Here is a 19,174-nt window from a genome sequence, read left to right on the forward strand (position 1 = left end):
CCGCGGTCGGGTAAGTGGAGACGTGACTTGAGACAACCGGGACAGGAAGCCGCAACCGACGGCCGCTGCCAGGTGTTGGTGATTGGAGGCGGGCCTGCCGGTTCCACCGTGGCGGCCCGGCTGGCGCAGAAGGGCCGTGACGTGGTGCTGCTGGAGAAGGCCCGGCACCCGCGTTTCCACATCGGCGAGTCCCTGCTGCCGATGAACATGCCGCTGTTCGAGGAGCTCGGTATTGCCGAGGCGGTGCAGACCATCGGCATCCCCAAGCACGGGGCCGAGTTCACCATTCCCGAGGCCCCCGACACGCCACGCACCTACTACTTCGAACGCGCCCTGAACGACGACACACCCGCCTCCGCCTATGAGGTGCGGCGCTCGGAATTCGATCACCTGCTGCTGGAGAACAGTGCGCGTCTGGGCGTCCGGGTTCTGGAAGAGGTGACGGTCTCCGACGTTGCCCTCGCCGACCCGGCCAGGGGCGGGACCCAGCAGGTCACCGCCCGCGACGCGGCCGGCAACACCCTGGCGTTCGAAGCCGATTTCGTGGTGGACGCCTCCGGCCGTGATACCTTCCTGGCCCGCCGCCTGGATCTCAAGGCGCGCAATCCCGAACACAACAGCGCCGCGATCTTCGGACACTTCAATCACGTGCCACGCCGCCCCGGACGCGATGCCGGCAACATCAGCATCTACTGGTTCCAGCATGGCTGGATCTGGATGATCCCGCTGCGCGACGGGGCGATGAGCGTCGGGGCGGTCTGCTTCCCGGAATACCTGAAGACCCGCCGGACCAAGCCCGAGGCCTTCCTGTGGGAGACGCTGAAGCTCTGCCCACCCGCCTTCGAGCGGATGCAGGGGGCGGAGCTGGCGGGCCCGGTCAATGCCACCGGCAATTTCTCCTACCGCTCCAGCCGCGCCCACGGTCCGGGCTACCTGCTGGTGGGCGATGCCTTCACCTTTGTCGATCCGGTGTTTTCCAGTGGGGTGTATATCGCCATGTCGGGGGGCTTCCGCGCCGCCGACGCCGTGGACCGCTGCCTGGAGCACCCGGCGCGTGCCGGTCGCTACCTGCGCGCCTTCGAGCGCGATGTGCGCCGTGGCGTGCGCCGCTTCTCCTGGCTGATCTACCGCTTCAACAGCCCGGTGATGCGCAAGCTGTTCATGGGGCCGCGCAACACCCTGGGCATGGAGCAGGCGGTGATCTCCCTGCTCGCCGGCGATGTCTATCGCAACACCCGGGTACAGTGGTCACTGCGCGCCTTCAAGGCGGTCTACTACACCCAGATGGCACTGAACCTGCCGCGCGCCCTGGGCTTCTGGGCGCGGCGCCGGCGCAACGCGCGGCTGCATTTCACCGGCGGCACGACGCCCGAAGACGAGGCCTGACTCGGCCGCCATGGGAACGACGCGGGTAGGACTTCGGCGCATCGGCCCGGATGGCCTGGCCACCTTCGCGCTTTCCAATCTGCTGATCCTGGCGACCGGCGGCCTGTCCTGGCTGCTGCTGTGGACCCATGCCCTGCGCTGGTCGCGACGGCTTCGCTGCCCCGGAAGGGGCCGCTGCATCCTCGTGCTGGGGCAGCAACTGGAGGCCGGGGTGCCGGGTCCGGGGTACCGCCTGCGTCTGTTGCGCGCGGCGCGTCTGGCGCGGCGCAACCCCGAGGCCCGGATCCTCGTGCTGGGCGGGCAGACGTCCCCGGAGGGTCCGACCGAGGCCGCCGCAGGTGCTGCATTTCTGCGCCGCCGCGGCATTGCCTCCGAGCGCATCCAGACGGAGGATGCCTCCCGGCACACCCTGGAGAACCTGCGCAACGCGCGCGACCTGCTGGCACGGGAGCCGCATGACGACGAGCCGCTGGTGCTGATTACCAGCCGTTTCCATCTCGCCCGGTCGGCGGCGATGGCACGTGGCATGGGGTTGCACGTCTGCCCCTGTCCGGCCGAGCTGGGCTCGCGGGTATCGGCGGCCCGGCTGGCGCGGGAGGCCTGGATGCTCCACTGGTATCACGTGGGCCGGGGCTTCGCCCGCCTGATCCGCCACCGCGGCATGCTCGAACGCATCAGCTGATTGCTCACCTCAAAGCACCTGAAGTGGCGCCGAAGGTCAAAGGCGATCAACAGGAAGACGCGAAGATCGGAAGATAAACAGGGATTGATGGGCGCTGACCGGAGGAAACCGCCTTGGGCATAGCCCGGCGCTCAGTCAGACTCGACACCCAACCCTTCCTGTCTTCCCATCTTCCTGTAAATGCTTTTTGGGTCTTTTCCGCGCGCCCTGTGGTGACAGGCCCTTACATCGCGCGGATGCGTTCGCGCTGGGCGGCGAGCTGGTCGCGGGTGGCGTGCATCTCGGCGACGCGGTCGCGCTCCTTCTGCACCACCTCGGCCGGGGCCCGGTCGACGAAGCTCGCGTTGGAAAGCCGCTTCTCGCTCTGCTCGAGGTTCTTGTCGAGCTTGGCGATCTCCTTGTCCAGGCGTGCCAGCTCGGCATCCTTGTCGATCAGGCCGGCCAGCGGGATCAGCAGCTGCATGTCGTCGACCAAGGCCATCGCGGATTCCGGCGCCTCGTCGGCGGCGTTCAGCCAGGTGACGCTCTCGGGCTTGGCGAGGAACTCCAGCAGGCCGCGGTGGCGCGCATAGCGCTCCTGGTCGGCGTCGTTCCAGTTCTTCACCAGCACCGGCAGCGGTTTGCCCGGGGCGATGTCCATCTCCGCGCGGATGCGGCGCAGCCCGGTGATGAAGTCCTTCACCCAGTCGAGCTCGGCCGTGGCGGTCGCGTCACGCGGGAAGCCGTCGCGCGCCGGCCAGGGGCGCTGCACCAGGAACTCGGTGTCGTCGCCAATGCCGGCGTGCGGCTTCACATTGGTCCAGATCGCCTCGGTGATGAACGGCATCACCGGGTGCAGCAGGCGCAGCAGGGCCTCGAGCACGGTCACCAGCGTGTTGCGCGTGGCGCGCTTGACCGCCTCCGGCGTGGCCTCGTCGTTCAGGACCGGCTTGGTCAGCTCCAGGTACCAGTCGCAGTAGTCGTGCCAGGTGAACTCGTAGAGCGTCTGCGCGGCGAGGTCGAAACGGTACGCATCCAGTTGCTGCGTGGCGGTCGCGGCGGTGGCGGCCAGACGGTCAAGGATCCAGCGGTCGGCCAGCGTGCGGTGCTCCGCGGTATCGGCCGCGGCCGAGCAGTCGTGGCCCTCGACGTTCATCAGCACGAAGCGCGAGGCGTTCCACAGCTTGTTGCAGAAATTGCGGTAGCCCTCGATGCGGCCGAGGTCGAACTTGATGTCGCGCCCGGTGGTGGCGAGTGCCGCCAGGGTGAAGCGCAGGGCATCGGTGCCGAAGGCGGGGAAGCCGTCGGGGAAGGCCTTGCGTGTGGTCTTCTCGATCTTCTTCGCCATCTGCGGCTGCATCAGGCCGCGGGTGCGCTTGGCCACCAGATCGTCGGCGCTGATGCCGTCGATGAGGTCGATCGGGTCGATCACGTTGCCCTTGGACTTGGACATCTTCTGGCCTTCCGAGTCGCGGATCAGGCCGGTGACGTAGACCTCGCGGAAGGGCACATCCCCCATGAAGTGTTCGCCCATCATGATCATGCGGGCGACCCAGAAGAAGATGATGTCGAAGCCGGTGACCAGCACGCTGGTCGGGTAGAAGTCCTTCAGCTCCTGCGTCTGCTCCGGCCAGCCGAGCGTGGAGAACGGCCATAGCGCCGAGCTGAACCAGGTGTCCAGCACGTCCTCGTCCTGTTCCAGCGCCACCTCGGCGCCCAGGCCGTGCTTTTCGCGCACCTCGGTCTCGGAGCGCCCGACGTACACGTTGCCATCATTGTCGTACCAGGCCGGGATGCGGTGGCCCCACCAGATCTGGCGCGAGATGCACCAGTCCTCGATGTTGCGCATCCACTCGAAGTAGGTCTTCGACCAGTTCTCCGGCACGAAGCGGATGCGGCCGTCCTCCACCGCCTTGATCGCCGGTTCGGCCAGCGGGCCGGCCTTCACGTACCACTGGTCGGTCAGGTAGGGCTCGACCACGGTGCCGGAGCGGTCGCCGCGCGGGACCATCAGCTTGTGGTCGTTGATCTTCTCCAGCAGGCCCTCGGCCTCGAGATCCGCGACCACGCGCTTGCGCGCCTCATAGCGATCCAGGCCCTGGTAGGCCTCGGGGACGTTCTCGTTCAGACAGGCGTCGATGGTCAGGATGTTGATCACCGGCAGGTCGTGGCGCTGCCCCATCGCGTAGTCGTTAAAGTCGTGCGCCGGGGTGATCTTCACACAGCCGGAGCCGAACTCGGCCTCGACATAGTCGTCGGCGATGATCGGGATCTCGCGCCCGACCAGCGGCAGCCGGATCGTCTTGCCGATCAGGTGCTGGTAGCGCTCGTCCTCCGGATGCACTGCGACGGCGGTGTCGCCCAGCATGGTTTCCGGGCGTGTAGTGGCCACGGTCAGGTGGCCGGAGCCGTCGGCCAGCGGATAGCGGAAGTGCCACAGGTGGCCGGCCTCTTCCTCCGACAGCACCTCGAGATCGGACAGCGCGGTGTGCAGCACCGGGTCCCAGTTGACCAGGCGCTTGCCGCGATAGATCAGGCCCTCGTCATGCAGGCGTACGAAGACCTCGCGCACCGCGTGGGACAGGCCATCGTCCATGGTGAAGCGCTCGCGCGACCAGTCCACCGAATCGCCCAACCGGCGCATCTGGCGGGTAATGGTGCCGCCGGACTGGCCCTTCCAGTCCCAGACCGCCTCGAGGAACTGCTCGCGCCCGAGGTCGTGGCGGCTCTTGCCGTCGGCGCCCAGCTGGCGCTCGACCACCATCTGGGTGGCGATCCCGGCGTGGTCGGTGCCGCCCTGCCACAGGGTGCGGTCGCCGTGCATGCGGCGGTAGCGGATCAGGGTATCCATCAGGGTGTGCTGGAAGGCATGCCCCATGTGCAGCGTGCCGGTGACGTTTGGCGGCGGCAGCAGGATGCAGTAGTTGGCCTCGCCCGTGGCCGGCGGCGCGAAGATGTTCGCGGCCTCCCAGCGTTCGTACTGGGTCTGCTCGATGCTCTTGGGGTCGAAGCTCTTGTCCATGATCGCGGGCGCGCTCGGGTCGGAATGGGGGAAAGCCGCGCATTATAACGGCGCGGCGCGCGCGCCGCCCGGGGCATCCGCCGTTGGTCGTGGCCTCCCGCGTATGCGGGCCCCGGCTGGTCCTCTGGTGGTTGCGCTGCTGTCGGGGCACCGCCTGCCTCGCTGTGACTGGGCCTGGTTCGTCGCAGGGTGTTTACGGTGGCTCCGGTCCGCCGCCTGCCAGGCGCTCACTCGCGAGCGCGCCGCGAGGTACTTCTTTGCTCGTGCAAAGAAGTACCCAAGAAACACGCCCGACTGCCGCGACCCCGGCCCGCTGTGCGGGCCGGGGTTTCCCTCGCTCCGAGACTTTTCGCGGGCGGCGCTGAACTCGCTACGCTGCGCTCCGCTCAGACATCCAGCGCCTTGTCTCCCGCGAAAACCCTCTCCACTCGGCGCGACGACAACGGGGAGGCAGGTCAAGACAACGGCGATCAGGAGGTCTGCGCCATTGGCTGGAGGCAGGCTGTTCCGGCATCTTCGGCACGCTCGGCCTGCGGCCATGGCGTGCCGCGCCCGCGCAGCGGGCGCCGAGGGCGTTCGGGCTGCTGTGCCTATTGTTATGCCACGGGGCCGGAATACCTGCTGTTTTGACCTTCGCCTCCCGTATGGAGCCCCTTGCGGAAGGGTTCTCGGGCCGGCCCGTTTTATACAAATTCGGGGCGCTGGATGTCTGAGCGGAGCGCAGCGTAGCGAGTTCAGCGCCGCCGGCCCGAGGGCCCTGGAGCAAGGTTCCCGGGCGGAATCCGGGTGCCCTTCTTTGGGTACTTTCTTGGGCAAGCAAGAAAGTATCTCGCGGCGCGCTGGCGAGTCAGCGCATGGCAGGCGGCGGACCGGAGGCACCGTAAACACCGGACGACGAACCGGGGCCAGCCCGAACAAGGCAGGCGGCGTCCCGAAGGCAACGTAAACACGAGAGGATGAATACGCCCGAGCCATTGCGTGGCGAGGAGGCGGCTCAGGTGATGGCGAGCTGGTCGAGCAGGGCGCGGTAGCCGACGCGGTAGTCGGGATACTGCAGGCGATAGCCACTCGCATGCAGGCGCGCGTTGCGACAGCGCTTGCCGGAGACCGCGCCCTCCGGCATCGGCGGCGCCCCCGGCGGATCGATCTCCATCGCCTGCGCCAGCCAGGCCAGCAGATCGTGGCGCAGGGCGGGTTCGTCATCCACACCCAGATAAAGCGGCTCGGGATCGTCCAGCTGGAACAGATGGGTCAGCAGGCCCACGCAGTCATCGCGGTGGATGCGGTTGGTCCAGACCGGCGCCTCGTGCTGGCCGCGAATGCCCTCGCGTACCTTGCGCAGATGGTATTCGCGCCCCGGGCCGTAGATCCCGCCAAAGCGCACCACCACGCCGGGGAAGGGGCTGTCGGCCAGCAGCTGTTCGGCCTCGCGCAGGCAGCGCCCGGAGAAGCGGGTCGGCTCCGTGGGGCTGTCCTCGTCGACCCAGCGCCCGTCGTCGGCCCCGAAGACCGAGGTGCTGGAGACGAACACGATGCGCCGCGGCTGTTGCTGCGCGCGCACCAGGGCGGCCAGGGTGTTGCGCAGGCCGTCGATATAGGCGCGGCGGTACGCGGCCTCGGTGAACTCGCCCGGGGTGGCGATGAAGTAGACGGTGTCGAGCGCCGGCGGCAGTTCTGGCAGGCCATCCGCCACCGAGAAGTTGCCGGCCAGGGGCTGGATGGGTTCGGGGATTTGCTCCGGCCGCCGGCGCAGGCCCCAGACGTCGTGGCCGTCGGCGGCGAGGCGGTCTCCGACCGCGCAGCCAAGATCGCCGCAGCCCATGATGAGGATGTTGGCCATTGTTCCCTCCGGGATCGTGCTTCGCACGCTACCGGCTTCGCGGTGGAAAGACCAGCCCGGAAACAAGGGTTCACCCGGGCCAGCGGGTCGGGCATTCTGGTTGGTCCCCAGAAGACGGAAGGTTCAGTTTGGGCAAGTCCAGCCAGAAAAAGCGTGATGCGTGCGCCTGCAGGTCCGGCCAGGCACGGGCGGCCTGCTGCGGCCTGTACCTCGATGGCACGACCCCGGCCCCGACGGCGGAGGCCCTGATGCGCTCGCGCTACACGGCCTTTGTCGAAGGGCGCGAGGACTACTTGCTGGCGACCTGGGCGCCGGAGACGCGGCCGGCGTCGCTGGCGCTGGACCCCGATCAGCGCTGGCTGGGGCTTTCGATCCGCGCGACGGAGGCGGGCGGGGCGGATGATGCCGAGGGGTATGTGGAATTCGTGGCGCGATCCCGAGTGCGAGGACAGGGTGTGCGCCTGCACGAGCGTAGCCGCTTTCGCCGCGAGGCAGGGTGCTGGGTCTATGTCGACGGGGCATTTCCCGGGACATGAGCGAGGCCGGCGGCACGGCCGGGTCGCCGGTAGATGCGGCGCTGCTGGAGCGGGTGCTGGAGTATCTGCGAGCACGGTCGTCGGGGATGACCGAGCACACGCTGATCGCGCAGTTGCGGGAGGCGGGGATCGAGCCCTTCGCCGGGGCGCGTCTGCAGGAGCCTCTGAGCCTGTTCCAGACGCACTTCCTTTTGTTCCACTGCCTGTACCGGCTGCGCGACCGCCTGGCCGGCGAGGGCGAGTGGTTGCGCATTCACTGCCTGGATATCGGCATCGAGTCGATGCCGCACACGCCCGGGTCCAGTGGGGCCTGGGGCGGCGCTATGCCGGCCTTGCAGGATCCGCTGCGGGCCTATTACCTGGATCTGGATCGTTTGGACAGCATGGACGCCGCGGCGGTGGAGACGCTGCTGGGTGAATTCTGGATGCGTCTGGGGCGCGACCAGAAGCGCGAGCAGGCCCTGGCAGTGCTGGAGCTGGCGGACCCGGTGGATGCCGCTGCCATCCAGCGGCAGTACCGCCGCATGGCGCAGCGCCACCACCCCGACCGGGGCGGCGACACCGCAACCTTGCAGCGGATCAATGCCGCCCGCTGGATCCTGCTGGGCGGGGCCTGACCGGAGTCAGTCGTCCGAGTCGGACATCGTGGTCACGAAGGCCTGCTCGACGGTGAAGGTCCCGACCCCCTTGTAGTTGGTCTGGGTCCAGCCGTGCTCGGTGAGCCACTCGCTCATCTCGCGGTTCATCGCCGGGTTGCCGCACAGCATCACGCGATCCTGTTCCGGGTCCGCCGGGGGCAGGTCGAGGATACGACTCAGTTCGCCGGAGCGGAACATGTCGGCGCCGCGCTGGTTGTTGTCGTACGGCTGCTGGGCGATCGGGCAGGCGAAGTCGTGGTTCTCGCGGGTCACGGTGGGCACGTAGCGCAGGCGGTCGCTGATCAACGACTCGATCTCCTGGCGGTAGGCCAGTTCTTCCACCGTACGCACGCTGTGCACCAGCACTGCGTTGTCGAAGTGTTCGAACAGCTCGGGGCTGCGGATCAGCGAGATGAACGGGGCCAGGCCGGTGCCCGTGGCCAGCATGTACAGCGTGCGGCCCGGCTGCACGTAGTCGAAGGTGAGCGAGCCGGTGACCTTACTATTGATCCAGATCGAATCACCCGGCCCGGCCTGGGCCAGGCGGCTGGTCAGCGCGCCGTCCGGCACGTGGATGCTCAGGAACTCCAGTTCCTCGGCCTCGGGTTCGGAGACGATCGAGTAGGCGCGCGGGATCAGCTTGCCCTCGGGGCGCAGCCCCAGAGTCACGAACTGCCCGTTCTTGAATTCCAGCCCCTCCGGCCGCGTGGTGGTGAAGCTGAAGGTCTTGTCCGACCAGCGCCGGGTGGAGGTGATGCGTTCTTCCGAATACGGCATGGGTGCGTGGTTTTCCGTTTCTGGTTTGCCATCACGCTAGCAAGTCGCGGTTCCAGTCGCGAAAGCGCCGGCAAAAACCAAGGAAAACACTCAGAAATGCAGGGCCGTTTCAGCGGGCGGTGTCGCCGGCGGGTTCCAGGTGTTGTTCCAGCGGGGCGGGTTCCGAGAGGTAGAAGCCCTGCACGAAGTCCAGCCCGATCTCGCGCAGGCGCTCCATGGTGGCTTCGGACTCCACGCACTCGGCGATGGTGCGCAGGCCAAGCACGTGACCCACGCGGTGGATGGCCGTGACCATGGCCGAGTCCACCGCGTTGTGGGCGATGTCGCGCACGAAGCTGCCGTCGATCTTGATGAAGTCCACCGGCAGGGTCTTCAGGTAGCCGAACGACGACAGCCCGCTGCCGAAGTCGTCCAGCGAGAAGCGGCAGCCCATGTAGCGCAGGGTGCGGATCAGGCTCTGGGCGCGTTCGTGGTGGCTGATGGCCGCGGTCTCGGTGATCTCGAAGATGATGCAGCGTGGCGGGATCGCATAGTGCTGCAGGCGTTCGGTCACGAACTCGAGCATGCTCTCCTGGGCCAGCGACTGGCCGGAGAGGTTGATCGCGAGCGTCGGTTCGCATCGGCTCGTGGCCTCGCGCGCCGCGCGATGCTGCGCCAGCAGCGCGAAGGCGCTGTCAATGATGTGGCGGTCGATGTCCGGCATCAGGTGGTAGCGCTCCGCGGCCGGGATGAAGTTGCCCGGCGGGATCAGCCGGTCGTCCTCGTCGCGCAGGCGCATCAGGACCTCGATATGGGCCAGGTCCGGGTCGGTCGGGCCCAGCGGGTGGACGGCCTGCCCGAACAGCGAGAAGCGCCCTTCGTCCAGGGCTGAACGGATGCGCCCGACCCATTCCATCTCCCCGCGCCGGCGGCGCAGGCCCTGGTCGGTGGGCTGCCAGACGTAGATCCGGTTGCGCCCCTCCTCCTTGGCGGCATAACAGGCGGAGTCGGCCTGGCTGAGGATATCCGGGAGGGTCTGCTCCGGGCCCGTGACCGGCACCAGCCCGATGCTGACGCCGACGTCGAAACGCCGGCCTTCCCAGGCGAAACGCAGGGACTGGACGGTCTCCAGCATCCGCTGCGCGATCGCCTCCGCGCGCTCCAGCGGGCAGTGGCAAAGCAGCACGCCGAATTCGTCCCCGCCCAGCCGCGCGAGGGTGTCGTTCTGGCGGATCAGGTGCAGCAGGCGTTCGGAGAGCTCGCGCAGGAGTTCGTCGCCGGCCTGGTGGCCGCAGGTGTCGTTGATGATCTTGAACTGGTCGAGGTCCATGTAGAACACGGTGTGGGGTGTCTCGCCCTCCTCCAGAGTATGCAGGGCCTCCTGCAGGCGCCGTTCGAATTCGCGGCGGTTGCACAGTCCGGTCAGGTCATCGTGGCTGGCCTGGTGATTGAGTTGCTGGGTCATCTGCCACAGTTCGGTATGGTCGTGCAGCACGATGACTGCGCCCTGGGCCGCCTGGTCCGGGCGCTGCAGCGGCGAGGCAAGCATGCGCACCACGCGCACCCCGCCGTCGGCGCGATGCAGGATGCGCTCGGGCGACTCCGTGGTGGCCCCGAGCTTCAGGCACTGTTCCAGCGGGTGGGCCACGCTGGTTCCGGTGCGGGTGTCTTCCAGTTCCAGGAGTTCATCCACCCGCAGGCCCTGGGCGTGGGTGGCGTCCGTCCCCAGCAGGGTCTGGGCCGCGGGGTTGAGGTAGGTCAGGCGGCCGTGGGTGTCCGCGGTGATGACGGCGTCGCTGATGGATTGCAGGGTGGTCAGCAGGCGGTCGCGTTCGGCCCCGGTGGCCGCCTCGGCGGCCCGCAGCGAGGTGATGTCCCAGGCGACGCCGAGGACGCCGGGGCGCCTGGATTCCTCGTCGGGCAACGGCATCCAGGAGACGCGCAGGTGGATGTCACCGATACGGACCTCGTCGTCGAAGGTCTCGCCCCGCAGTGCGCGCTCCACGGCGGCGAGAACGGCGGGCTGGTCGGCGTAGACTTCCCGGGCGTCGCGGTCGAGGACCTCGCCCGGCTCGAGTCCCAGAACCCGGAGGCCGGCGCCTTCGGAAAGCGTGAAGCGGCCGTCGGCGTCCAGTGCGAACAGGATCAGCGGGGCATGGCGGATGGTCGCGCCCAGCTGGGTCTCGAGGCGCTTGAGGGCCTGTTCCGACTGGCGTTCGCGGGTGATGTCGCGCACCGTCGAGAAGACCTCGATCTCGCCGTCGGTGTGGATCGCGTTGATGTGGACTTCGGCCGGAAACGCGCTGCCGTCGCGCCGGCGGTAGCGGCTCTCGAAATGAGCGGGGAGGCGGTTGGGGTCCGAATGGGCCTGATCCACGTCCTCCTGGGTGGCCCCCAGGTCCAGGTCGGTGATGTGCACGCCGCCGGTCAGCTCGGCCCGGGAATAGCCCAGCAGGTCGCAGGCGGCGTGGTTGGCCGCGACGATCCCGCCCTGGCGGTCCAGGACCAGGTGGGCCTCGGGCGCCTGTTCAAAGATCCGCTGGTAACGCGTGCTGTCCGGGTGGTCGGGCATGGCGGCGGGGTGGATCCTTTCTTCGGGCGGGGCCGTCGGGCGTGTCCTGGCCCTCGAGTGTCGCCGGTCGTGCCGGTGCTGGCAACCTGCGCCGGCCGTCCTATGCGGGCGCCTGGGTGAGCCGGGAAAGAGTCTCCGCGGACGAGGGTGCCTCGTGGTTGCGGTTGCGCAGCCGTGCCCGGGCCCAGGCGACGTGTTCGCGCACTTGTTCCGACGGGTGATCGGCGCGCGCGGCGAGCGCGGCCTCTGCCTCCGGTGTCGTCGGGCCGTTACCCAGTGCCACGGCAATGTTGCGCAGCCACTGTGTGTGCCCGATGCGGCGGATCGCCATGCCCTCGGTACGCGCGAGGAAGGTCGCCTCGTCCCAGGCGAACAGTTCGACCAGACTCGCCGCATCCAGCCCGTGGCGGGCGATGAAGTCGGGTTCGGCCGAGACCTCGGCGAAGCGGTTCCACGGGCACACCAGCTGGCAGTCGTCGCAGCCGTAGATGCGGTTGCCGATCAGCGGGCGCAGGTCCTCGGGGATGGAGCCTTTCAGCTCGATGGTCAGGTAGGAGATGCAGCGTCGGGCGTCCAGGTCATACGGGCCGCGGAAGGCCTGCGTGGGGCAGACCTCCAGGCAGGCGGTGCACTGGCCGCAGTGCTCGCCCGCCGGCTCGTCGACCGGCAGCGGCAGATCGGTAAACAGTTCCCCGAGAAAGAACCAGGAGCCGCTCTCGCGCGCCAGCAGGTTGGTGTTCTTGCCGATCCAGCCGAGCCCCGCGCGGGCGGCCAGGGCCTTTTCCAGGATGGGGGCGCTGTCGGTAAAGGCGCGGTAGCCGAACGGCCCGGCCTCGGCCTCGATCCGGTGCGCGAGGGTGGTCAGGCGCTTGCGCAGCAGCTTGTGATAGTCGCGGCCCAGGGCGTAGCGCGAGACATAGGCACGGCCACCCTCGCTTAACTGGATGGCCGGGCGTCGGGTGGCCGGCGGGAAGTAATCCATGCGCACGCTGATGATGCGCTGCACCCCGGGCACCAGCGCGTCCGGGTCATGGCGCAGGGCTGCGCGCTCGGCCATCCAGCCCATCTCGCCATGCGAGCCCTGTGCGAGCCAGTCGTCCAGGTGCCGGCGGTCCGCCTCGGGCACCTCGGCGGGAGCAATGCGCACAGCCTGGAAGCCGAGCTCGCGTCCCCAGTCGCGGATGCGATCGGCAAGCTCGCTGCATTGGCGTGGATCGAGGCGCTGAGGCACGATTTGGCTTCCGCGACGGAGGTAATGGCGTGAATCATGAACCCGACCCACAAGGATTGACCAGCGCACTGTTCGACAATGCGGGCATGCGCGCCCTGGATGCCGCCGGCCTGGCCCTGCCCGGGATGGCGCCGGGCGAGCTGATGGAGCGGGCCGGGCAGGCCCTGCTGGCGGTGGTGCGCCGCGAGTGGCCGCAGGCCCGGCGCATCGGCATCCTCTGCGGACCCGGCAACAACGGCGGGGATGGCTACGTGCTCGCGCGGCTGGCGGCCGAGGCAGGGCTGGAGGTCCGGGTCCACGGCGGGCCCTCGCGGGCGCGCCCGGAGTCCGACGGCCGCCGTGCCCATGCCCGCTGGCGGGAGGGCGGTGGCGAGGTCCACGCCCTGGAGGACTTCGATCCGGCCGCCGCGGACCTGTGGGTGGACTGCCTGTTCGGCATCGGTCTGGAGCGGCCGCTGACCGATGCCTATGGCGCGCTGATCGAACAGCTGAACGCGAGTGGCGCTCCGGTGCTGGCGGCCGACGTCCCGTCGGGCGTGGACATCGACACCGGGCGGGTGCTCGGGCAGGCCGTGCGCGCCGAGCGCACCCTGACCATGATCGCGGACAAGCTGGGGCTGCACACCGGCGCCGCCGTGGACTGTGCCGGGGAGGTCGAGGTGGCCCGGCTGGATCTGCCCGGCACGGTGGCCGAGGGCATCGCGCCCGTCGCGCGCCACCTTGGGCCGGCGAACTGGCGCGAGTACCTGCCCGCGCGCAGGCCAGGGGTGCACAAGGGTGATTGCGGGCACGTGCTGGTTGTGGGTGGTGCACCGGGCTACTCCGGCGCGGCGCGACTGGCGGCCACGGCGGCCCTGCGGGCCGGGGCCGGTCGCGTGACCCTGGCCACCCACCCCGATCATGCCGCCTGGGCCAATCTGGAACGTCCCGAGCTGATGGTGCAGGGCATCCGGGATACCGGCGAATTGCAGGCGCTGATGCGGTGGGTCGATGTCGTCGTGGTGGGACCGGGGCTGGGGCAGGACGCGTGGGGGCGCGGGATGTGGCTGGCCGTGGCCGACGCCGAATTGGCGCGGGTTGTGGATGCCGATGCCCTGAATCTCCTCGCCGAGGCCCCGCGTCGGGGCGAGGGCTGGATCCTGACGCCGCATCCCGGCGAGGCCGCCCGGCTGCAGGGCACGGACGCGGGGGCCATCGAGGCCGACCGCCCCGGGCAGGTGCGCGACCTGGCCGGCCGCCTCGGCGGGGTGGTGCTGCTGAAGGGGGCCGGGACCCTGGTTGCCGGGCCGGAGGCGGGATTGCTGACCTGCGTGACCGGCGGTCACCCCGGCATGGCCACCGCCGGCAGTGGTGATGTGCTGACCGGCATTATTGCGGCGCTGCGGGGGCAGGGCGCGGATGCGCGTACGGCCGCCGAGGCCGGGGCCGCCTGGCACTGCGCCGCGGCCTGCGTGGCGCGTGATCGCCTGGGCGGGGCGCGCGGGATGCTGGCCGGCGACCTGGCCGATGCCCTGCCGGCCGCGGCCGGGGGTGATGCATGACGGAGGCGGCGCTGGTACTCGCGAACCAGGAAAGAACCGAGGCGGCCGGAGCGGCCCTGGCGGCGCTGGGTACACCTCATATCGTGTTTCTCGAGGGCGACCTCGGTGCGGGCAAGACCACCTGGGTTCGCGGCCTGCTGCACCGCCTCGGACACGAGGGGGCGGTGCGCAGCCCGACCTATACCCTGGTGGAGCCCTACGCGCTGGCGGATCGTGAGGTCCTGCACTTCGACCTCTACCGCCTGGGCGATCCGGAGGAGCTCGAATATCTCGGGGTGCGCGAGGCCTTCGGGGGCAATGCGCTGTGGCTGGTCGAATGGCCGGAACGCGGCGCCGGCTGGCTCCCGGCACCGGATCTGGTCGTGCGCCTGGCGCACCGGGCGGATGGTGAAGACGGACGCGAACTCCGGCTGGAGGGGCCGCTGGCGGCGGCCTATCGTCAGGTCTTGCGTGACCGCGAGGGACTCGAACAATAGCCGGCTGCGGCCCCGGGAGTTGGTCTGTCACGCGCACAATGCGCGATATCTCGCTCATAAAGAACGAAAACCGCTATTGCTTTTCCAGAAAAAGCGTCCACAATGTAGTCAGAACCCCTGATTACAAAGGGAATCGCCGTGGGCCAACCAACATCGCCGGATCTGCGCCGCCGCCAGCTGCTGCGCGCCATGACTGCCCTGGGGCTGGTCGGGTTGCCGTTGCCGGCCCTGGCCCGGACCGCTGTCCAGCGGGTGCGCATGTCGGTAGACGGCGACACCACGCGCCTGGTCTTCGACATGGACGGCGAGGCCGACTACTCCATGTTCCGCCTGCAGTCCCCGGAACGCCTGGTGGTGGATCTGGAGAACGCACGAGCCCTGGAAGACCTTTCGGTTAGCGATCACCCGCGCTCGGCGATCAAGGCGGTGCGCCATGCCGCCCGTAACGGCTCGGACCTGCGCGTGGTCTTTGACCTGCGCCAGGCGGTGGAGCCGCGCAGCTTTGTGCTGATGCCGGCGCAGGGCGCCCCGCACCGCCTGGTGCTGGACCTGACGGCCGGCGAGGCGCCCGCGGCCCCGCGCGCGGCGGAGAACAACGGATCCCGGCGCGGGCGCTCGCAGGAGAACCTGCGCGACGTGGTGGTGGCGATCGATGCCGGCCACGGCGGGCACGATCCGGGTGCGATCGGTCCGGCCGGCACCCGCGAGAAGGACGTGGTGCTGCAGATCTCGAAGCGCCTGGCGGAACGCGTGAACAACGAGCGCGGCATGCAGGCGGTGATGATCCGCAGTGGCGATTACTTCCTGCCCCTGCGCGAGCGCATCGAGCGCGCGCGCAAGGCGGATGCCGACGTCTTCGTGTCCATCCATGCCGATGCGATCGCCAACCGCAGCGTGCAGGGGTCGTCGGTGTACATGCTGTCCGAGCGCGGGGCCTCCAGCGAGGCGGCGCGTTTCCTCGCCCAGCGCGAGAACCAGGCGGACCTGAGTCTGGGCGGAGTGCCTATCAACGGCAAGGACGATTCCCTGGCCAATGTACTGCTGGATCTGGCCCAGAGCGGCAGCCTGGAGGCGAGCAACACCCTGGCCGAGCGGATGATCTCGGAGCTGCACCGGGTGGGCAAGGTGCGCAAGCCGCAGGTGGAGCGGGCCAACTTCGCGGTGCTGCGTTCGCCGGATGTGCCGTCGATCCTGGTCGAGGCCGCGTTCATCTCCAACCCCTCCGAGGAGCGCAAGCTGCGCACTGCCAGTTTCCAGAACTCGCTGGCGGATGCCCTGCTGACCGGGTTGCGGTCGTACTTCTCGACCCATGCCCGTCCCGGCACCCTGATCGCCGATGGGCAGCCGGACCAGCACATCATCCGCCCGGGCGAGACGCTCTCGGGCATTGCCGACCGCTACAGCCTGTCGCTGGCGGACCTGCGCTCGGCCAACAACGTGCGCGACGACCGCATCTACGCCGGCCAGATCCTGCAGATCCCGCGCGACTCGTGAGTTCCTGAGCGAGCGAAGCAGCAGCGCTGGTACTTGCACCCGTTTTGTCTCTCGGCCGTCCCGGGCACCCCGTCACGTCTTGTGGCGATGCCCTGATGAGTGGCTAGGCACTCCGGCGCCGCCCCGGTTACGCTAGGCACCCGGTTTCGTGTCCCCAGGTGTCGCCCGTGGCGATCGCAAAGCTCTCCGAACAACTGATTAATCAGATCGCCGCCGGCGAGGTGATCGAGCGCCCGGCCTCGGTGGTCAAGGAACTGCTGGAGAACGCCCTGGATGCCGGTGCCACGCGGGTCGACGTGCGCCTGGAGCAGGGCGGGGTGCGGCTGATCCAGATCAGCGACAACGGCAGCGGGATCTATCGCGACGAGATGCCGCTCGCCCTGTCGCGCCACGCCACCAGCAAGATCGCCTCCATGGACGACCTCGAGGCCCTGCACACCCTGGGCTTTCGTGGCGAGGCCCTGCCGTCCATCGCCTCCGTCTCGCGGCTCTCGATGACCTCCATGGTCGACGGCGAGCGCAACGGCTGGCGCCTGACCGGGGACGGCTCCGATGTCTTCCGCGAGGCCGCCCCGGCGTCGCACCCGGTGGGCACGACGGTCGAGGTGCGCGATCTGTTCTTCAACGTCCCCGCGCGGCGCAAGTTCGTGCGCACCGAGCGCACCGAATACAACCACTGCGAGAACGTGATCCGGACCCAGGCGGTCGCCTGCCCCGAGGTGGCCTTCAGTCTGCGCCACAATGATCGCGTGACCCTGGACCTGCCGGCCACCGAAGAGCCCGCCGAACGGGTGCGCGCCCTGCTGGGCGATGCCTTTCTCGAACATGCGACGCCGGTGGACGAGCAGCGCGCCGGGCTGGCGCTGTCCGGCTGGCTCGGTTCGCCGACCCAGTCCCGGGCCCAGCCCGACCAGCAGTTCTTCTTCGTCAACGGCCGCGCGATCCGCGATCGCGTGCTGGCCGCGGCCGTGCGCAAGGCCTACCAGGATGTGCTCTATCACGGGCGCCACCCGATGTTCGTGCTGGACCTGGAACTGGACCCGACCCAGGTGGACGTGAACGCGCATCCCACCAAGCAGGAGGTGCGCTTTCGCGAGTCGCGCATGGTTCACGACTTCATCTTCCATAGCCTGCACAAGGCGCTGGCGGCCCTGCGCCCGGGTGACGCCGGGCATGCCGCCGCGGTGCCCGAGCCGCGGGACGCGCCAGCCTTCGCGGGCGACGCGATGCCCCGCCCGCCACAGGCCGATCGCCCGCTTTCCGGGCTCGGCGTGCCCGGCGCCGGCGGCGGGTACGCGCCGCACCGCGAACCACGACCGGAGCCGGCCGGGCGTGACCCGGGCTTTGGTGCCGCCTGGGCCGAATTCCGCGGGGCGTCGGCGGTGGCCGAGGCCCGACCGGCCGCCTACGATCAGCCGGCGGTCGCCGCGACGACGGCATCCGCGACGGATCCGGATGCGGACTCCATGCCACCGCTCGGGTTCGCGCTGGGACAGGTGGCCGAGACCTTTATCCTGGCCGAGAACGCCCGTGGCCTGATCGTGGTGGACATGCACGCCGCCCACGAACGCATCACCTACGAGCGTCTCAAACGCGAGTGGGAGGGAGCGCGGGTCACCTCGCAGCCGCTGCTGGTGCCGGAGACCCTGGAGGTCACCCCGGCCGAGGCGCAACTGGCCGAGGAACGCGCCGAGGTCCTGGCCGGGCTGGGCTTCGAACTGGACCGGGCCGGCCCGGAGGCCCTGACCCTGCGTGCGGCACCCGCCCTGCTGCGCGGGCAGGACACCGCCCAGCTGGTGCGCGACGTGCTGGCCGATCTGGCCGCCGTCGGCTACAGCCATCGGGCCGAGGGCGCGATGAACGCGGTGTTGGGCACCATCGCCTGCCACGGTTCCGTGCGCTCGGGCCGGCGCCTGACCCTGCCCGAGATGAACCAGCTGCTGCGCGACATGGAGGCCACCGAGCGCTCCGGCCAGTGCAACCATGGCCGCCCGACCTGGGTGGAGCTGGACCACTCGGCGCTGGACCGGTTGTTCCTGCGAGGGCGCTGATGGCCGGACTGGATGGGGACCGGCCGCCGGTCGTGCTGCTGGCCGGCCCCACCGCGAGTGGCAAGACCGCGCTGTCGCTGTCGCTGGCCGAGGCCCTGGACGCGGAGATCGTCAGTGTGGATTCCGCGCTGGTCTACCGCGGCATGGATATCGGCACCGCCAAGCCGGACGCGGCCGAGCGGGCCCGGGTCCCGCATCACCTGCTGGACATCCGCGACCCGGAGGACACCTACAGTGCTTCCGACTTTGCGCGCGATGCCCGCGCCGCAATCGACGCGATCCATGCGCGCGGCCGGATCGCCCTGCTGGCGGGCGGGACGCTGCTCTACCTGCGCGCGTTGCTGGACGGCTTCGACCCGATCCCGCCGGTGCCGGACACGGTGCGCGCGTCCGTGCGTGCCCGCCTGGCGCACGAGGGCGCCGCGGCCCTGCATGCCGAACTGGCCCATGTGGACCCGGCCGCGGCCGCACGCATCCACCCGAACGATCCGCAACGCATCCTGCGCGCGCTGGAGGTCTACGCGGCGACCGGGCGTGCGCTGTCGAGCTTCCAGCAGGGGGCGGCGGCGCAGGTCCCGTCCGGCTGGGTTTCGCTGGCGCTGTGGCCGGAGGACCGGGAGCGCCTGCGGGCGCGGATCGCCCAGCGCTTCGACGCGATGCTGGAGGCGGGATTCGTCGACGAACTGATGGCCCTGACCCGGCGGCCCGGACTGACCGCAGAGCACCCGTCGCAGCGGGCCGTGGGCTATCGCCAGGGCTGGCAGTGGCTGGCGGGGGAGTACGACTTTGCGACCTTTCGCGAACGCGCCATCGCCGCGACCCGGCAACTGGCCAAGCGCCAGCTCACCGGCTTGCGGCGCTTCCCGCTGCATGCGCGGCTGAACGCGGAGCACGCGGATCTGTCGCAGGCCCTGGAGGCGATCGACGCGGCTCGTACTGCGCCGGCCACGGCGGTGACGTCCGGATAACG

15 protein-coding genes are annotated in these 19,174 nt (G+C 69.4%); 10 read left to right on the top strand and 5 right to left on the bottom strand.

Annotated features, from left to right (window positions below):
- Positions 1-72: 72 nt before the first annotated feature.
- Positions 73-1,386: an NAD(P)/FAD-dependent oxidoreductase gene (locus F572_RS0104865; protein ID WP_018175835.1), complete on the top strand. Its 1,314-nt coding sequence runs from the start codon at positions 73-75 to the stop codon at positions 1,384-1,386.
- A 10-nt stretch (positions 1,387-1,396) separates the two neighbouring features.
- Complete coding sequence (locus F572_RS0104870) at positions 1,397-2,068, top strand: YdcF family protein (RefSeq protein ID WP_017940630.1); 672 nt, start codon at positions 1,397-1,399, stop codon at positions 2,066-2,068.
- Between the two features lie 223 nt (positions 2,069-2,291).
- On the opposite strand, the gene F572_RS0104875 is transcribed toward F572_RS0104870, so the two are convergent.
- Positions 2,292-5,069, bottom strand: a complete 2,778-nt coding sequence (locus F572_RS0104875; RefSeq protein ID WP_017940629.1) for a valine--tRNA ligase — start codon at positions 5,067-5,069, stop codon at positions 2,292-2,294.
- Positions 5,070-5,560: 491 nt separating this feature from the next.
- Between F572_RS0104875 and F572_RS15905 the strand changes: the two genes are divergently transcribed.
- Entirely contained in the window at positions 5,561-5,782 is a 222-nt protein-coding gene (locus tag F572_RS15905) for a hypothetical protein (RefSeq protein ID WP_081601978.1), read from the top strand.
- Positions 5,783-6,063: 281 nt separating this feature from the next.
- Here F572_RS15905 and F572_RS0104880 read toward each other — a convergent pair whose 3' ends face one another.
- Positions 6,064-6,909 carry an SDR family oxidoreductase gene (locus F572_RS0104880; RefSeq protein WP_017940564.1) on the bottom strand — a complete coding sequence of 282 codons (846 nt, stop codon included), beginning with the start codon at positions 6,907-6,909 and terminating at the stop codon, positions 6,064-6,066.
- A 128-nt stretch (positions 6,910-7,037) separates the two neighbouring features.
- Between F572_RS0104880 and F572_RS14735 the strand changes: the two genes are divergently transcribed.
- Both F572_RS14735 and F572_RS0104890 read left to right on the top strand, forming a co-directional pair.
- On the top strand, positions 7,038-7,445 hold the full coding sequence (locus tag F572_RS14735; protein ID WP_017940565.1) for a YchJ family protein: 408 nt from the start codon (positions 7,038-7,040) through the stop codon (positions 7,443-7,445).
- A complete protein-coding gene (locus F572_RS0104890) occupies positions 7,442-8,062 on the top strand; it encodes a DNA-J related domain-containing protein (RefSeq protein ID WP_017940566.1) in 621 nt (206 codons plus the stop codon). Before F572_RS14735 ends, F572_RS0104890 begins: the two co-directional genes overlap by 4 nt.
- A 6-nt stretch (positions 8,063-8,068) precedes the next feature.
- On the opposite strand, the gene F572_RS0104895 is transcribed toward F572_RS0104890, so the two are convergent.
- From F572_RS0104895 to queG, 3 genes are all read right to left on the bottom strand, one after another.
- Complete coding sequence (locus F572_RS0104895; RefSeq protein ID WP_017940567.1) at positions 8,069-8,860, bottom strand: ferredoxin--NADP reductase; 792 nt, start codon at positions 8,858-8,860, stop codon at positions 8,069-8,071.
- A gap of 109 nt (positions 8,861-8,969) precedes the next feature.
- On the bottom strand, positions 8,970-11,411 hold the full coding sequence (locus tag F572_RS0104900; protein ID WP_017940568.1) for an EAL domain-containing protein: 2,442 nt from the start codon (positions 11,409-11,411) through the stop codon (positions 8,970-8,972).
- Between the two features lie 100 nt (positions 11,412-11,511).
- Positions 11,512-12,642 carry a tRNA epoxyqueuosine(34) reductase QueG gene (queG, locus tag F572_RS0104905; protein ID WP_017940569.1) on the bottom strand — a complete coding sequence of 377 codons (1,131 nt, stop codon included), beginning with the start codon at positions 12,640-12,642 and terminating at the stop codon, positions 11,512-11,514.
- Between the two features lie 56 nt (positions 12,643-12,698).
- Between queG and F572_RS0104910 the strand changes: the two genes are divergently transcribed.
- The 5 genes from F572_RS0104910 to miaA all read left to right on the top strand — a co-directional run bounded on the left by F572_RS0104910 (position 12,699) and on the right by miaA (position 19,172).
- Complete coding sequence (locus F572_RS0104910; protein WP_017940570.1) at positions 12,699-14,183, top strand: bifunctional ADP-dependent NAD(P)H-hydrate dehydratase/NAD(P)H-hydrate epimerase; 1,485 nt, start codon at positions 12,699-12,701, stop codon at positions 14,181-14,183.
- A complete protein-coding gene (tsaE, locus tag F572_RS0104915) occupies positions 14,180-14,659 on the top strand; it encodes a tRNA (adenosine(37)-N6)-threonylcarbamoyltransferase complex ATPase subunit type 1 TsaE (RefSeq protein WP_017940571.1) in 480 nt (159 codons plus the stop codon). The genes F572_RS0104910 and tsaE overlap by 4 nt, the downstream gene beginning before the upstream one ends.
- Positions 14,660-14,848: 189 nt before the next feature.
- The gene (locus tag F572_RS0104920; protein WP_051045136.1) at positions 14,849-16,153 is read left to right on the top strand and encodes an N-acetylmuramoyl-L-alanine amidase; all 1,305 of its coding nucleotides are present in this window, start codon (positions 14,849-14,851) and stop codon (positions 16,151-16,153) included.
- Between the two features lie 167 nt (positions 16,154-16,320).
- Positions 16,321-18,204, top strand: coding sequence for a DNA mismatch repair endonuclease MutL (gene mutL / locus F572_RS0104925; protein WP_017940573.1), 1,884 nt, complete (start codon positions 16,321-16,323; stop codon positions 18,202-18,204).
- A complete protein-coding gene (miaA, locus tag F572_RS0104930; RefSeq protein ID WP_017940574.1) occupies positions 18,204-19,172 on the top strand; it encodes a tRNA (adenosine(37)-N6)-dimethylallyltransferase MiaA in 969 nt (322 codons plus the stop codon). Before mutL ends, miaA begins: the two co-directional genes overlap by 1 nt.
- Positions 19,173-19,174: the final 2 nt, after the last annotated feature.

The sequence above is a fragment of the Thioalkalivibrio sp. ALE14 genome (assembly GCF_000376845.1).
In the GTDB taxonomy this organism is placed as follows: Bacteria; Pseudomonadota; Gammaproteobacteria; order Ectothiorhodospirales; family Ectothiorhodospiraceae; genus Thioalkalivibrio.

Coding starts and splice junctions, on each gene's coding strand:
- F572_RS0104895 (WP_017940567.1), bottom strand. CDS start 8,860: ATGCCGTATTCGGAAGAACGCATCACCTCCACCCGGCGCTGGTCGGAC.
- F572_RS0104880 (WP_017940564.1), bottom strand. CDS start 6,909: ATGGCCAACATCCTCATCATGGGCTGCGGCGATCTTGGCTGCGCGGTC.
- F572_RS0104875 (WP_017940629.1), bottom strand. CDS start 5,069: ATGGACAAGAGCTTCGACCCCAAGAGCATCGAGCAGACCCAGTACGAA.
- F572_RS0104900 (WP_017940568.1), bottom strand. CDS start 11,411: ATGCCCGACCACCCGGACAGCACGCGTTACCAGCGGATCTTTGAACAG.
- F572_RS0104870 (WP_017940630.1), top strand. CDS start 1,397: ATGGGAACGACGCGGGTAGGACTTCGGCGCATCGGCCCGGATGGCCTG.
- F572_RS0104920 (WP_051045136.1), top strand. CDS start 14,849: ATGACTGCCCTGGGGCTGGTCGGGTTGCCGTTGCCGGCCCTGGCCCGG.
- miaA (WP_017940574.1), top strand. CDS start 18,204: ATGGCCGGACTGGATGGGGACCGGCCGCCGGTCGTGCTGCTGGCCGGC.
- F572_RS0104890 (WP_017940566.1), top strand. CDS start 7,442: ATGAGCGAGGCCGGCGGCACGGCCGGGTCGCCGGTAGATGCGGCGCTG.
- tsaE (WP_017940571.1), top strand. CDS start 14,180: ATGACGGAGGCGGCGCTGGTACTCGCGAACCAGGAAAGAACCGAGGCG.